Source organism: Rhizobium sp. PP-F2F-G48 (assembly GCF_004342335.1).
Taxonomy (GTDB): domain Bacteria; phylum Pseudomonadota; class Alphaproteobacteria; order Rhizobiales; family Rhizobiaceae; genus Ferranicluibacter.
The window spans coordinates 143,878-156,813 of the sequence record NZ_SLVH01000008.1; the positions used below are offsets into that span (position 1 = coordinate 143,878).

Consider the following 12,936-nt stretch of genomic DNA (forward strand, 5'->3'; position numbering starts at 1 on the left):
CCGATGCGCCCGATCCTGGACATGCCCATCGAGGTCGCATCGCGGATCAAGGTGCTCTTTGCCGACATCGACGACACGCTGACGAACGAGGGCCGCCTGCCCTCCTGCGCCTATGAGGCGCTGGAGCGGCTGACGGCGGCGGGCATCGCGGTCGCCCCGATCACCGGCCGCCCTGCCGGATGGTGCGACATGATCGCCCGGATGTGGCCTGTGGCCGGCGTGGTCGGCGAAAACGGCGCCTTCTATTTCGCCTATGACGAGACGCAGCGCCGGATGCGCCGCGTCTTCGCGGTGGCCGATCAGCAGCGGGCGAACGACCGGCAGAGGCTGCAGCATATTCAGACGCGCATCCTGCGCGAGGTTCCCGGTTCCGCCCTTTCGGCCGACCAGCTCTACCGCGAGGCGGATCTCGCCATCGATGTCTGCGAGGATATTCCGCCACTCGCCGTGTCGGACGTGGACCGGATCAAGCGCATCTTCGAGGAGGAGGGCGCGGTCGCCAAGGTGTCCTCCATCCATGTCAACGGCTGGTACGGCAGCTACGACAAGCTGACCATGGCGCGCCGCTTTGCAGCCGACATTCTCGGCATCGATATCGACCGCGAGCAGGAGGCGATCGTCTTCGTCGGCGACAGCCCCAACGACGCGCCGATGTTCGGCTTCTTCCCGCATGCCTGCGGTGTCGCCAACGTGCTGCAGTTCGAAGGCCGCATGGAGGCCGACCCGACCTATGTCACGGCGGCACGCGGCGGTCACGGCTTCGTGGAAGTCGCCGACCATATCCTCGGCGCCCGGCCGCGGAGGGACGCGGCATGAGCACGCCGGTGTTCGATCTCGCCATCGTCGGCGGCGGCATCAACGGTGCCGGCATCGCACGCGATGCGGCCGGCCGCGGGCTGAAGGTGCTGCTGGTCGAACGCGCCGATCTCGGCGCCGCCACCTCGTCGGCCTCGACCAAGCTCATCCATGGCGGGCTGCGCTATCTCGAACACTATGAATTCAAACTGGTGCGCCACGCGCTGGCGGAGCGCGAGCGGCTCTGGGCGATCGCGCCGCACATCATATGGCCGCTGCGCTTCGTGCTGCCGCACCGCAAGGGGCTGCGTCCCGCCTGGCTGCTGCGCCTCGGGCTTTTTCTCTACGATCACCTGGGCGGCCGCAGGCGCCTGCCGGCAACCGTCACCCGGCGTCTGCGCACCGATCCGGTCGGGCAACCTCTGCGCGACGTCTCCGGCATCGGGTTCGAATATTCCGACTGCTGGGTGCAGGACAATCGCCTCGTCGTGTTGAACGTGCGGGATGCCGCGAGGAACGGCGCCGACATTCGCGTGCGCACCGCGTGCCTTGCCGCCCGGCGGCAGGCCGACCACTGGCAGCTGACGCTCGGCGACGAGGAAACCGGCGCGCGCAGCGACGTCTCCGCCCGGGCCGTGGTCAATGCCGCCGGCCCGTGGGTCGATACGTTTCTCTCGGGCGTCGCCGGCCTGAATGCGGGAGGCCGGGCGCGGCTGGTGCAGGGCTCCCACATCGTCGTGCCGAAACTCTACGACCACGACCGCTGCTACATTTTCCAGAATCCGGACGGGCGGATCATCTTCGCCATTCCCTATGAGGACGATTTTACCCTGATCGGCACGACCGATCAGGACTATCGCGGCGATCCGCGCGACGTGAAGGCCTCGCCCGCAGAGATCGCCTATCTCGTCCGGGCGATCTCTTCCTATTTCAAGCGCGAGATCACCGAAAAGGACGTCGTCTGGACCTATTCCGGCGTGCGCTCGCTCTATGACGACGGTGCGGCCAGCGCGCAGGAAACCACGCGCGACTACGTCCTCGCCCTCGATCAGGGGGCCGGTACCGGCTCCGGTGCCACGTCCGGCCAGGCGCCGCTCCTGTCCGTGTTCGGCGGCGAGATCACCACCTATCGCTGCCTTGCCGAGGATGCGCTCGACCGGCTCGCCGCCCTGTTTCCGGAGATCGGCGCGAAGCGCGGCTGGACGGCGACGCGGGCGCTGCCGGGCGGCGATTTCCCGGCGGGCACGGCCGGCGCCCTGGTGGCGGATCTCTGCGAGACCTACGGCTTCTTCTCGGAGCGCGAGGCCCGGCGCCTCGTGCGGCATTACGGGCTGGAAGCGCACGACATTCTCGGCACCGCGCGCCGCGCGGACGATCTGGGCCGGGCCTTCGGCGGCGCGCTGACGGAGCGCGAAGTCCTGTTCCTGATGGACCGGGAATATGCCCGCGAGGCAGCCGATATCGTCTGGCGCCGGACGAAATCCGGGCTGCGCATGACGCCGCAGGAAATCGCCGCCCTCGACGTCTTCATGGCGCAGAGACGGCGGGAGATACGGGCGGCGGCGCAAGGGTTGGAGCCTGCAGTGGAGCCTGCGGTGAAGGCCGCGGTCAAGGGCTAGCATTTTCCGGCCGAAGCGGGACGGCTTCGGATCCGCACCATCGGGAGAATGGTCGGGACCGGAGGACACGAGAGACGGGACGAGCATGCGGCGCCCTTTGCGCCGGGGTTTCTGGGAGGAAAGAACCGCAATGTCCATTGCACAGGTGAAACGCATCGCGATCTCGGATTCGCCATGGCCATGGCTGCTGCCGCTCGTCGCGCTGCTGGTGGTCTTCACCGTCTATCCGCTGGTCTACAATGTCTGGCTCAGCTTCCACGAATTCGTCCCCCGGCAGCGAACCCTGAAATTCGTCGGCATGGCCAACTGGGTGCAGTTGGTCAATGATGGCCGGTTCTGGGGGGCGCTCGGCGTCACCTTCCTCTATTTCTTCATCGCCCTGACGGTCGAGATCATCCTCGGCATGTCGGTCGCCATGCTGCTCGATGCGGAGCTGCCCGGATTTGCCGCCCTGCGCGCCATCCTGTCGATGACGCTGGTGATTCCCCCCGCCATCGCCGGCATGATGTTCCTCCTGATGGAGGACGCGCAGTTCGGCGTTCTCTCCTATTTCCTCGGACAGCTTGGGCTGCTCGACAAGTCCACGCCGATCCTCGGCACGTCCTCCCTCGCCCTTCTCGGCGTGCTCGTCGCCGAGATCTGGCAGTGGACGCCGTTCATGGTGCTGATCTTCATGGCGGGCCTGCGCTCGCTGCCGTCGGAGCCCTACGAGGCCGCCTCGATCGACGGGGCCTCATCGTTCCAGATGTTTCGCCGGCTGACGCTGCCGATGATGTCGCGGGTGATCGCCGTGGCGGTCCTCCTGCGCGGCATCGATCTCTTCCGTGTGTTCGACTACGTCTTCGTCATGACCTCCGGCGGGCCGGGAACCGCGACCTACACGGTCAGCCTCTATGCCTGGCAGCAGACCTTCTCGTTTCTCAAATGGGGCTACGGCGCGACGCTGAGCCTGACGAGCCTCGTGATCGTCATGGTCATGGCCAACCTCTTCATCCGCGTCGCGAAGGTCAGGTGGTAACATGCATCAGAGCAAGCTCGTCCGCACCGTTCGCACCATTGCCGGCTGGCTGGTGGTCGGCGCCTTCTTCTTCCCGATCTACTTCTGGACCTCGGTCGCCTTCCGGGATTCCAAGGACATCTTCAACTGGCCGCCGATCCTCTTCAACTTCCAGCCGACGATGCGCAATTTCGAGCAGGTGTTCGGCATTTCCTTCGGCTTTGCCCGGCAGGGCTCCGTCGCCCCCGGCGGCGGCAATTTCTACATGGCCCCGCGGCTGTGGGATTCGATCGTGGTCGCCTCGATGTCGACGGTGCTTGCCATCACGGTCGCGACCTTCGCGGCCTATGCGCTGTCGCGGATGCATTTCCGCGGGCGCCACCAGTTCGTCAACTGGGTGCTGTCGACGCGCATGATGCCGCCGGTGGCGGTCGCCATCCCGATGTTCTTCATCTTCAAGCAGTTCAACCTGCTCGACACCTATATCGGCGTGATCCTGATCCACGGGCTGATGAACCTGCCGCTGGCGGTGCTGCTGCTCAAGAGCTTCTTCGACGACATTCCCGCCGAGATCGACGAGAGCGCGCTTCTCGACGGAGCGTCCCGCTGGACGATCTTCCGGCGGGTCGTCCTGCCGATGGCCAAGGGCGGGATCGCGGCCACCGCCGTGCTCTGCTTCATCTTCTCGTGGACGGAATTCCTGTTCGTCCTGACGCTCACCCAGACGGGCCTGAAGACCGTGCCCGTGGTGTCGTCCACCTTCGTGACTTCGATCGGAACCGCCTGGGGCAATATGGCCGCCCTCGGGGCGGCGGCGATCGTGCCGGCCTTCTTCGTCGTCCTTCTGGTCCAGCGCCATCTGGTGCGGGGCCTGACCATGGGCTCGCTGAAGCAATGACTGCGGCGGGCCGGGAGGGCCTGCCGTTCGATCAACGATCTGCCGCCGTCATTTCGACGGCGGATACTGGAGGAGAGAACAGTGAAAGAGAGCGATAGAAAGTCATACCTGGCGTCGATCACCGACCGCTTCGTGAAGGGTCAGATGGACCGGCGGGCCTTTCTGCGGGCGACCAGCAAGCTCGGCCTCGGCGCAGCAGCCCTCGGCATGGGCATGGGCAGCCGCCCCTTCATGCTCAACAAGGCCGTCGCGCAGGAGGAGATGCAGCCCTCGGCCGAAGTGATGGCCTGGCTCAAGGATGTCGGCAAGCCCTTTGCCGGGACCACCCTGAAATTCGCGACCGAATCCACGCCGCCGTCGAACGCCATCAATTCGCAGCTCAAGAAATATTTCGAGGAGGCGACGGGCATCAAGGTCGAGATCGAGGTCCTGCCGCTCGAGCAGGTTCTCCAGAAGATGACGCTCGACGTCGCGTCCTCGCTCGGCACCTACGATCTCTACTATATCGACCAGAGCTGGGCCGCGTCCTTCAGCCAGGACGTCTTCGATCCGCGCGAGCAGATCAAGGCGAAGGCGGACCTTGCCATGCCCAACTACAACATCGACGACTTCCTGCCGGCGCTCGTGGACGGCATCTCCAAATACGAGGACCACTGGGTCGGCGTGCCCTACGACATCCCGATCTTCATCATGATCTACCGTCGGGACATCTACGAGAAGCTCGGCCTCAAGGCGCCGGCGACCTTCGAGGAGCTCTACACCAACTCGGCCGCCATCACCAAGGAGATGGGTCCGGACACGTTCGGCTATGCCGGGCAGATGAAATCCGGCCATTATGCGCTGGAATGCGAATGGACCTCGATGCTCTGGGGCCATGGCGGGTCGATCTTCAATGCCGACAAGGCGTTTTCCGGCAATGACGAACGCGGCATCGCCGCCCTCGACTACTACACGAAGCTCCGGGACATCATGCCCCCGGGCGTCAACCAGTGGACATGGGACGGACAGGGCCAGGCCGTCGCCCAAGGGGTCGCGGCATCGATGCTCTCCTGGGGCGAGTTCTTCCCCTTCTTCGACGATCCGACGCAGACCAAGGTGTCCGGCCTCTGCGAAGCCGTCATCCCGCCGCAGCCGATCGCGCTTCGCAAGCCCGGAGAATGCGGCTATGGCGAAATTCCCGGCGTCGGCCACCAGGGCGGCTCGTCGCTGGCGGTCTCGCGCTACTCCAAGAACCCGGATGCCGCCTGGCTGTTCATGCAGTGGGCGACATGCGCCGATACCCAGGCGCTGGTGACGACGCTCGGCGGCGGCACCGGGCCCACGCGGGCGAGCGTCTACGACGATCCGCGCGTCAAGAGCCATGCCCGCGTCGGCGCCGGCACCACCCGCCACCTGCCGGTCGTGCAGGAGACGATCGCCAAATATATGGGCTCCGAGCCGGACCTGCCGGAATGGGCGCAGATCTCCTCCGACACGATCCCCGTGGCGCTCGGCAAGTATTTCTCGGGCAGCTACGGCTCGTCCAAGGAAGCGCTCGACGATATCGGCACGCAGATCGCAGCCGTGCTGAAGGGCTGAGCCCTGGCATCGCCTCTTGCCCTGAAACCTGGAGGTCGCGGCCCGCCCGCGACCTCTCCCGGACAGGCCGCCGAAGGCGCCGTCACAACGGAGGAAACAATGGACACCAAACCCTTGATCGCCATCACCGGCGCCAGTTCGGGGATCGGCGAGGCCGTCGCCCGCGCCTTTTCGGACGCCGGACATCCGCTGCTCCTGATGGCGCGCCGGCTCGACCGGCTGGAGGCGCTGGCCCTTCCCCGCGCCGTGTTGCGACAGGTCGACGTGCGCGACCGCGCCGCCCTCGCCTCAGCCGTCAGCGATGCCGAGGCGCAGCACGGGCCGGTCGATCTGATGTTTGCCAATGCCGGCATCGCCCGGCTCGGCGATATCGGCTCCCAGCCGCCCGAAGAATGGGACGAGATGATCGACATCAACACCAAGGGCGTGATGAACAGCGTCCATGCGGTGCTGAAGGGCATGATCGGCCGCCGGCAGGGCACGCTGGTCATGATGAGCTCGATCGCCGGACGCAAGGTCTATCCCGACCACACCGTGTATTGCGGCACGAAGTTCTTCGTCCATGCGGTGTCGGAAAGCCTGCGCGGCTATCTCGCGCCCCACAATGTCCGCGTCGTCGTCGTTTCCCCCGGTATCGTCGATACCGAGGTCCTCGACCATGTCAACGATCCCCGGACGCTCGAAAACTACAGGACCAACAAGGCCGCCATCGGCGGCGGCATTTCCGCCGACATCGTGGCCGGTCTGATCCTCGACGCCTATGCGCTGCCGCAGCGCGCCATCGTCCAGGAAATCGTCGTCACGCCGACGCAGCAGACCTACTGAAACGACGCCGTCCGACCCGCGGCCCGCGATACAATGGAGCATCCTCAATGGCGACCGTCGAATATCAGCGCATAGGCAAGTCCTTCGGCGCCTTCACCATCATGCGCGACATCTCCTTCGAGATCGCCGACCAGGATTTCGTCGTCCTGCTCGGCCCGTCCGGCTGCGGCAAGACCACCCTGCTGCGCATGACGGCGGGGCTCGAAAGCGTCAGCGAGGGCGACCTGCTGATCGACGGAAACCGCGTCAACAACCTGCACCCGCGCGACCGCAACATCGCCATGGTGTTCCAGAACTACGCGCTCTACCCCACCATGAAGGTCTACGAGAACATCTCCTTCAGCCTGGAGGTCGCCAAGGTCGCCCCGGCCGAGATCAAGCGCCGGGTGGAATGGGCGGCCGAGACGCTGAACCTCACGCCCTATCTCGACCGCTACCCGAAGGAGCTTTCCGGCGGCCAGCGCCAGCGCGTCGCCATGGGGCGGGCCATGGTGCGCGAGGCCGCGGTGTTTCTGTTCGATGAGCCGCTCTCCAACCTCGACGCCAAGCTGCGCGCCCATATGCGCACCGAGATCCGCCAGCTGCACAACCGGCTGAAGACCACCACGGTCTACGTGACGCACGACCAGATCGAGGCCATGACCATGGCCGACAAGATCGTCGTGATGCGCGCCGGCAAGATCGAGCAGATCGGCTCGCCCGACGCGGTCTACGACCGGCCGGCCAGCAAATATGTGGCCGACTTCATCGGCGCCTCCGCCATCAATTTCCTCCCCGGAACGGTCGTCGTGGCCGATGGCAGGCCTGCCGTCGACACGGCGACCGGACGGGTGGCGCTGGAGGCGACGACGACGGCCAAACCCGGCGAGAAGGTCGTCATCGGCCTGCGTCCGACCGATGTCGTCGTCGACGACGCCGGTCCGCTCGCGGCGAAATCCGTGCTGGTCGAGCGCCTCGGCCACGATGCCCAGTTGTTCTGCGACGGCGCCGACGGGCGCTTCACCGTGTCGGTGGACAAGACGGCCCGCTTTGCCGAGGGCAGCGACGTCCACTTCTCCATCCCGCCCTCCAAGGTTCACGTCTTCAACGCCGAAACGGAGGCCCGCCTCTAGAGCGCCCTAGCGCCGGACAGGCGCGGCACCGGCGCCCGGCCGGCGCCCGCGCCCTCCCCTCCCATTCCATCCTCTGGCATCCCCCGCCGCCCGATCGCGCCGGCACAGAAAGGACCGTCATCATGAAATCCCGCTGGTCGGACTCCGACTTCACATCCGTCGTCGATGCCTATGTCGCCAAGGGCATCAACCGCGACCTCGCCATCCGCACCTATACGACACGCCTTCTGGGGCAGGACCCGGAACTGGTGCTGCATGGCGGCGGCAACACGTCGGTGAAGACCGTCTTCACCGAGATGGACGGCACGGAGGTCTCGGTGCTCTGCGTCAAGGGCAGCGGCTGGGACATGGGCACGATCGAGCCCCCGGGCCTGCCCGCCGTGCGGCTCGATCCGCTGAAGGCCATGGTCGCCTTCGAGACGCTGTCGGACGACGACATGGTCATGCTGCAGCGCCGGCTGCTGCTCGACCCCGCCGCCCCGAACCCGTCGGTCGAGGCGATCCTGCATGGCCTGCTGCCGTTCAAGCATATCGACCACACCCATGCCAACGCCATCGTCTCGCTGACCAACCAGCCGCAGGGCGAAGCGCTGGTGCGCGAACTCTTTCCCGATGCGATCATCGTTCCCTACGTCATGCCCGGCTTCGACCTCGCCAAGGCCTGCGACGCCGCCTTCAAGGCCAATCCGGGCGGCGACGGCATGATCCTGCTGAAGCATGGCATCTTCACCTGGTCGGAAGATCCGCGCACGAGCTACGAGGATATGATCGCCAAGATCGACGCGGCGGAACGGCGGATCGCCGAGGGCCGCCCAAAACCCTTCCGCGGTGTGACGCTGCCGCCGAAGATCGCCACCGCCGCCGAGATCGCGCCGATCCTGCGCGGCGCGATCGCCCTTGCGACCGATGTGGAGGGCGCGCCCCGCCGCTTCGTGCTGGAGCATCGCACCAACGGGAAGATCCTCGATTTCTGCAATGCCGAGACGGTGTCCTCGCTGGTGGCGCGGGGCAACGCGACGCCCGAACACGTGATCCACATCAAGCGCTTCGGCGTGGCCCTGCCCGCGCCCGAGGCCGGAAAGCTCGACGCCTGGGCTGCGACGGTGACGGACGCGATCAAGGCCTACCAGGCGGCATACACCGCCTATTTCGAGCGCAACAATGCCCGCGTCGGCGGCGGCAAGCGCATGCTCGATCCGATGCCGCGGGTGTTCTACGTCGCGGGCGTCGGCCTCTTTGCCGCCGGTGCGGCCGCCAAGAACGCCCGGGTCGGCGCGGATGTGGCCGAAGCGACCATCGCCGTCATCACCAATGCCGAGGGCATCGACGCCTTCGAGGCGCTGTCGGAAGCCGATCTCTTCGATATCGAATACTGGTCGCTCGAACAGGTGAAGCTTGCCAAATCGGTCGAAAAGCCACTGACCCGGCAGGTCGCCATCGTCACCGGCGGCGCGAGCGGGCTCGGCCTTGCGGTCGCCGAAGCGCTGAAGGCCGAAGGGGCGGAGATCGCGCTGTTCGACGTCTCGCCGGAGCGCGTGGCACGCGAAGCCAAGCGCCTCGGCGCCTTGCCCGTCGTCTGCGACGTCACCGACCCCGAGGGCGTGGAAGCCGCCGTCGCCACCGTCGCCGCCCATTTCGGCGGGGTCGACATTCTCATTTCCAATGCCGGCGCCGCCTTCCAGGGCAGCCTGCTCACCGTGTCGGAAGACACGTTCCGCAAGGCGTTCGACCTTAATTTCTGGGGGCATCACTATATGGCGCGGGCCGTGGTGCGGGTGATGGAACGGCAGAAAACCGGCGGCGCCCTGGTCTTCAACGTCTCCAAGCAGGCCGTGAACCCCGGCGCGGATTTCGGCCCCTACGGCACCTCGAAGGCGGCGCTGATGGCGCTGATGCGGCAATATGCGGTGGAGCACGGCGCCGCCGGCATCACCTCCAATGCCGTCAATGCCGACCGCATCCGCACCGGGCTGATGACCGACGAGATGGTGGCGGCCCGCAGCAAGGCGCGCGGGGTGACGCCGGAGGCCTATCTCTCGGCAAATCTCGTGCGCCGCGAGGTGACCGCCGCGGACGTCGCCGCCGCCTTCGTCCACCTTGCCAAGGCGCGCGCCTCGAGCGGTGCGGTCCTCACGGTCGACGGCGGCAACGTCGCGGCCATGATGCGCTGACCCTTGTCCCGGAGAGGAGACCGTCCATGGCCCATATTCTGATCCTCGGCGCGGGCGTCATGGGAACGGCGCTTGCCGTGCCCGCGAGCGACAACGGCCACGATGTCGTTCTCGCCGGCACGCCGCTCGACGCGGCGACGATCGCGCGGATGCAGGCACCGGCGGGCACGCATCCGAAGCTCGATGCGCCGCTTGCCACCTCCGTCCGCGTGCTGGCCGACGACGCGCTGACCGCGGCGGAGGCCGACCGGGCCGACCTCGTCGTCGTCGGCGTCAGCAGCCCCGGCATCGCCTGGGCCGTGGAGCGGCTGAACGGCCTGCTTCGCCGGCAGACGACCATCGCCTTCGTGACCAAGGGGCTCGACCGCAGGGACGACGCCGTCGTCACCTTCGCCGAGACGGTGCCGGCGCGCATCGCCCGGCTCGGCACCTTCATCGGCATCGGCGGGCCCTGCATCGCGCGCGAGCTGGCGCTGCGCCTGCCGACCTCCAGCGTCTATGCGGCGCGCGAGATGCGCGACGCGGAACGGGTGGCCGCCCTCTTCCGCACGCCTTATTACCGCCTTGCCGCCAGCGACGACCTGACCGGGGTGGAGGCCTGCGCGGCGCTCAAGAACTTCTTTGCCATCGGCGTCAGCGCCATGCAGACCCGCTATCCCGACACGCTGCGGGCCGACGGCCAGTCGAAGAACCCGACGGCCGCCGCCTTCACCCAGGCGGTGCAGGAAATGGCCGCCCTCTGCGCGCTGATCGGCGGCAGGCGACAGACCGCCTTCGACCTCGCCGGCCTCGGCGATCTCCACGTGACCGTCGGCGGCGGCCGCAACAGCCGCCTCGGCCACAGCCTCGGCCGCGACCGCACGGTCGCAGAGGTGGTGACGCAGGAACTGGCCAACGAGACCGTCGAGGGCATCGACACCGCCCGCGTCGTCGCCGCTTTGCTCGAAACGGCCGCCAACGCCACCCCCGCCTTCCCCCTCGCCTTCCCCCTCGCCCAGGCCATCGTCACCGCCGTCCTGAACGACACCCGCTTCGACTTCGACTTCGCAACGCTCCACGCCTGAGGCACACATCAATGTGGCCCTGCTTGTCGGTCGGCAGATATTGCGGAAAGACAGCCGGCTGGGAGAGAGGTCTACTGAACAAAAATCCACGTCCGAACAGGCCTCGACAGACGGGCTTCGATTGATAAGGTGCGGCGACTTCGAGAGAGAGGCGTGGCCCGATGCAAGACCTCAGTTTCAGATCGACATATGCTCACACCGGCGACGGACGTCGGGCATTGGGCAGTCTGATCCGCGATATTTTCGGGATCGAGATCTCGTCGCTGGATCGACTTGGTCATGATCCCAGTGTTCTCGCATTCGGTTGGTGGAGCGGCGAGCATCTGGTTGCCAATGTGAGCGTGTATGAGCGGCAGCTTTGGCTTTGCGGTCGGCGTGTCAAGGCATTCGGCGTTCAATCCGTGGCGACGCGTCCAGACTGGCGAAACAGGGGTCTCTTCCGTGATTTGTTCGGGCGAGCCTTGGCTTATGCCGACCAGAGAGCAGATCTGATAATCCTCTCGACGGGGACACCCGATCTGTACCGGCGTTTCGGCTTCCGCCAGATCGAGGAAGTTCGCTTCGGCTCTGAAACACCAGCTGGAACTTTGTCTGAAGGTTGCCGCGAGTTGTCGTTGGAGAGAGACGACGATCTCTCGCTGATTATCCAAGCCTTCGCTCATCGGGAACCGACATCGCTCTTGGCATCCGCCTGCGATCATCCTGCTCTGTTTATGTTGAAGGCCAAGCTGACGTCGGAGATAAAACTGTTCCACCTGAAGAAACTGAACGCTGTTGTTGCCGTCAAGCAAAACGAATCTTCTCTGACAATTCTCGATATTGTGGCCGCCTGTATTCCTTCGGTCGCTCAGATCGTTGGCGCCTTGGGTTTTACCGGCTTGAGGACAGAGGTTCACCTGACCCCGGAGCGCCTGTCCTGGCAGCCCGAGGAGAAGGAAGCCGTCGACAACGGCTATATGGTGCGCGGTCCGTTTGCGCCAGAAGGGCAAGCTTTTATGCTGTCTGATATGACAATTTAGGTGCAGGCCTGCAAAACCGCGAACAAACGACGGTGTCTTTGCGAACCGAGCGTGACATTCCCCCCGCACATTGGAGTCGTCTGAACACCAGTTGACAGCTGTCAACTGGGCGAGTCGCCGGGCGCCACCCACGCCGGGCGACGTGCGACCCCCTACCCGGTCCAGTCCTCGACCCGCAGGCCGGGGACGCGGGTGAATTCGCGGCGGTTGTTGGTGACGAGGGTCAGGCCGCGCGACCGGGCGTGGCCGGCGATCAGCTGGTCGTAGGGGCCGATCGGCGTCCCCGCCCGGGAGAGTTCGGCGCGCAATTGTCCCGTGTGGCCGGCCGCCAGTTCATCGTAGGGCAGCACATCGAGCCGCGCGGCAAAGCCCTCGACCACCTGCAGATTGGCCGCCGGGCTTGCCGATTTCTCGGCCCCGTAGAGCAGTTCCATCAGGCTGACCGCGCTGATGCACAGTTGACCGGAGTGGCGGTTGAACGCATCGCGCACGGCGGGCGGCCGGTTCTTGATGGTATAGATGCAGATATTCGTGTCCAGCATGTAGCGGAGCATCAGAAGGCTTCGCGCGCCTGGTCGGCCGGCTGGTTCCGCTCGTCCATGAAATCCCCGCTCGCCTCCGGCCCGTCGAACCAGCTGTCCCAGACCTCGCCCGCCGGCGCGATGATCCGCGTGCGCCCGACCGCGACGATATCGACGCGCTTGACATCGTCCGGCAGCGCCACCGCCTTCGGAAGGCGGATGGCCTGGCTTCGATTGCTCCGGAAGACGACGCCCTGTTTCATGATCGAAGTCCTCTGATCCCTGCCGCCCTAGACGGCTGGCATATCCCATCCCAGCCTGCAAAACGGGATATGTC

Annotated in this window: 12 protein-coding genes; 10 read left to right on the plus strand and 2 right to left on the minus strand. The window is 66.0% G+C overall.

The genetic code is table 11. The features are described 5' to 3' along the window. The first annotated feature begins 3 nt into the window (after positions 1 to 3). From C8J36_RS17995 to C8J36_RS18040, 10 genes are all read left to right on the plus strand, one after another. On the plus strand, positions 4 to 816 hold the full coding sequence (locus C8J36_RS17995; protein WP_132536768.1) for an HAD-IIB family hydrolase: 813 nt from the start codon (positions 4 to 6) through the stop codon (positions 814 to 816). Then, positions 813 to 2,414: a glycerol-3-phosphate dehydrogenase gene (gene glpD / locus C8J36_RS18000; protein WP_132536769.1), complete on the plus strand. Its 1,602-nt coding sequence runs from the start codon at positions 813 to 815 to the stop codon at positions 2,412 to 2,414. The genes C8J36_RS17995 and glpD overlap by 4 nt, the downstream gene beginning before the upstream one ends. Positions 2,415 to 2,544: 130 nt before the next feature. Beyond that, positions 2,545 to 3,432, plus strand: a complete 888-nt coding sequence (locus C8J36_RS18005; RefSeq protein ID WP_062597186.1) for a sugar ABC transporter permease — start codon at positions 2,545 to 2,547, stop codon at positions 3,430 to 3,432. A 1-nt stretch (position 3,433) separates the two neighbouring features. Then, positions 3,434 to 4,309: a carbohydrate ABC transporter permease gene (locus C8J36_RS18010; RefSeq protein WP_062597185.1), complete on the plus strand. Its 876-nt coding sequence runs from the start codon at positions 3,434 to 3,436 to the stop codon at positions 4,307 to 4,309. An 81-nt stretch (positions 4,310 to 4,390) separates the two neighbouring features. Next, positions 4,391 to 5,887, plus strand: coding sequence for an extracellular solute-binding protein (locus C8J36_RS18015; protein WP_062597184.1), 1,497 nt, complete (start codon positions 4,391 to 4,393; stop codon positions 5,885 to 5,887). 99 nt (positions 5,888 to 5,986) lie between these two features. Continuing rightward, entirely contained in the window at positions 5,987 to 6,712 is a 726-nt protein-coding gene (locus C8J36_RS18020) for an SDR family oxidoreductase (protein ID WP_132536770.1), read from the plus strand. A gap of 47 nt (positions 6,713 to 6,759) precedes the next feature. Next, positions 6,760 to 7,824, plus strand: a complete 1,065-nt coding sequence (gene ugpC, locus C8J36_RS18025) for a sn-glycerol-3-phosphate ABC transporter ATP-binding protein UgpC (RefSeq protein WP_132536771.1) — start codon at positions 6,760 to 6,762, stop codon at positions 7,822 to 7,824. A 122-nt stretch (positions 7,825 to 7,946) separates the two neighbouring features. Beyond that, positions 7,947 to 9,995: a bifunctional aldolase/short-chain dehydrogenase gene (locus C8J36_RS18030; protein ID WP_132536772.1), complete on the plus strand. Its 2,049-nt coding sequence runs from the start codon at positions 7,947 to 7,949 to the stop codon at positions 9,993 to 9,995. Positions 9,996 to 10,021: 26 nt separating this feature from the next. Continuing rightward, positions 10,022 to 11,059, plus strand: coding sequence for a 2-dehydropantoate 2-reductase N-terminal domain-containing protein (locus tag C8J36_RS18035; protein WP_132536773.1), 1,038 nt, complete (start codon positions 10,022 to 10,024; stop codon positions 11,057 to 11,059). A gap of 218 nt (positions 11,060 to 11,277) precedes the next feature. Further along, the gene (locus C8J36_RS18040; RefSeq protein ID WP_245506615.1) at positions 11,278 to 12,078 is read left to right on the plus strand and encodes a GNAT family N-acetyltransferase; all 801 of its coding nucleotides are present in this window, start codon (positions 11,278 to 11,280) and stop codon (positions 12,076 to 12,078) included. 152 nt (positions 12,079 to 12,230) lie between these two features. On the opposite strand, the gene vapC is transcribed toward C8J36_RS18040, so the two are convergent. Together vapC and vapB are read right to left on the minus strand one after the other, a co-directional pair. Continuing rightward, positions 12,231 to 12,632: a tRNA(fMet)-specific endonuclease VapC gene (gene vapC, locus C8J36_RS18045; RefSeq protein WP_132536775.1), complete on the minus strand. Its 402-nt coding sequence runs from the start codon at positions 12,630 to 12,632 to the stop codon at positions 12,231 to 12,233. After that, complete coding sequence (gene vapB / locus C8J36_RS18050) at positions 12,632 to 12,862, minus strand: type II toxin-antitoxin system VapB family antitoxin (RefSeq protein ID WP_132536776.1); 231 nt, start codon at positions 12,860 to 12,862, stop codon at positions 12,632 to 12,634. Before vapB ends, vapC begins: the two co-directional genes overlap by 1 nt. Positions 12,863 to 12,936 lie beyond the last annotated feature (74 nt).

Excerpts from the sequence above, each read along its gene's own strand:
- C8J36_RS17995 (WP_132536768.1), top strand. The coding sequence starts at position 4 with ATGCGCCCGATCCTGGACATGCCCATCGAGGTCGCATCGCGGATCAAG.
- glpD (WP_132536769.1), top strand. The coding sequence starts at position 813 with ATGAGCACGCCGGTGTTCGATCTCGCCATCGTCGGCGGCGGCATCAAC.
- C8J36_RS18005 (WP_062597186.1), top strand. The coding sequence starts at position 2,545 with ATGTCCATTGCACAGGTGAAACGCATCGCGATCTCGGATTCGCCATGG.
- C8J36_RS18010 (WP_062597185.1), top strand. The coding sequence starts at position 3,434 with ATGCATCAGAGCAAGCTCGTCCGCACCGTTCGCACCATTGCCGGCTGG.
- C8J36_RS18020 (WP_132536770.1), top strand. The coding sequence starts at position 5,987 with ATGGACACCAAACCCTTGATCGCCATCACCGGCGCCAGTTCGGGGATC.
- ugpC (WP_132536771.1), top strand. The coding sequence starts at position 6,760 with ATGGCGACCGTCGAATATCAGCGCATAGGCAAGTCCTTCGGCGCCTTC.
- C8J36_RS18030 (WP_132536772.1), top strand. The coding sequence starts at position 7,947 with ATGAAATCCCGCTGGTCGGACTCCGACTTCACATCCGTCGTCGATGCC.
- C8J36_RS18035 (WP_132536773.1), top strand. The coding sequence starts at position 10,022 with ATGGCCCATATTCTGATCCTCGGCGCGGGCGTCATGGGAACGGCGCTT.
- vapC (WP_132536775.1), bottom strand. The coding sequence starts at position 12,632 with ATGCTCCGCTACATGCTGGACACGAATATCTGCATCTATACCATCAAG.
- vapB (WP_132536776.1), bottom strand. The coding sequence starts at position 12,862 with ATGAAACAGGGCGTCGTCTTCCGGAGCAATCGAAGCCAGGCCATCCGC.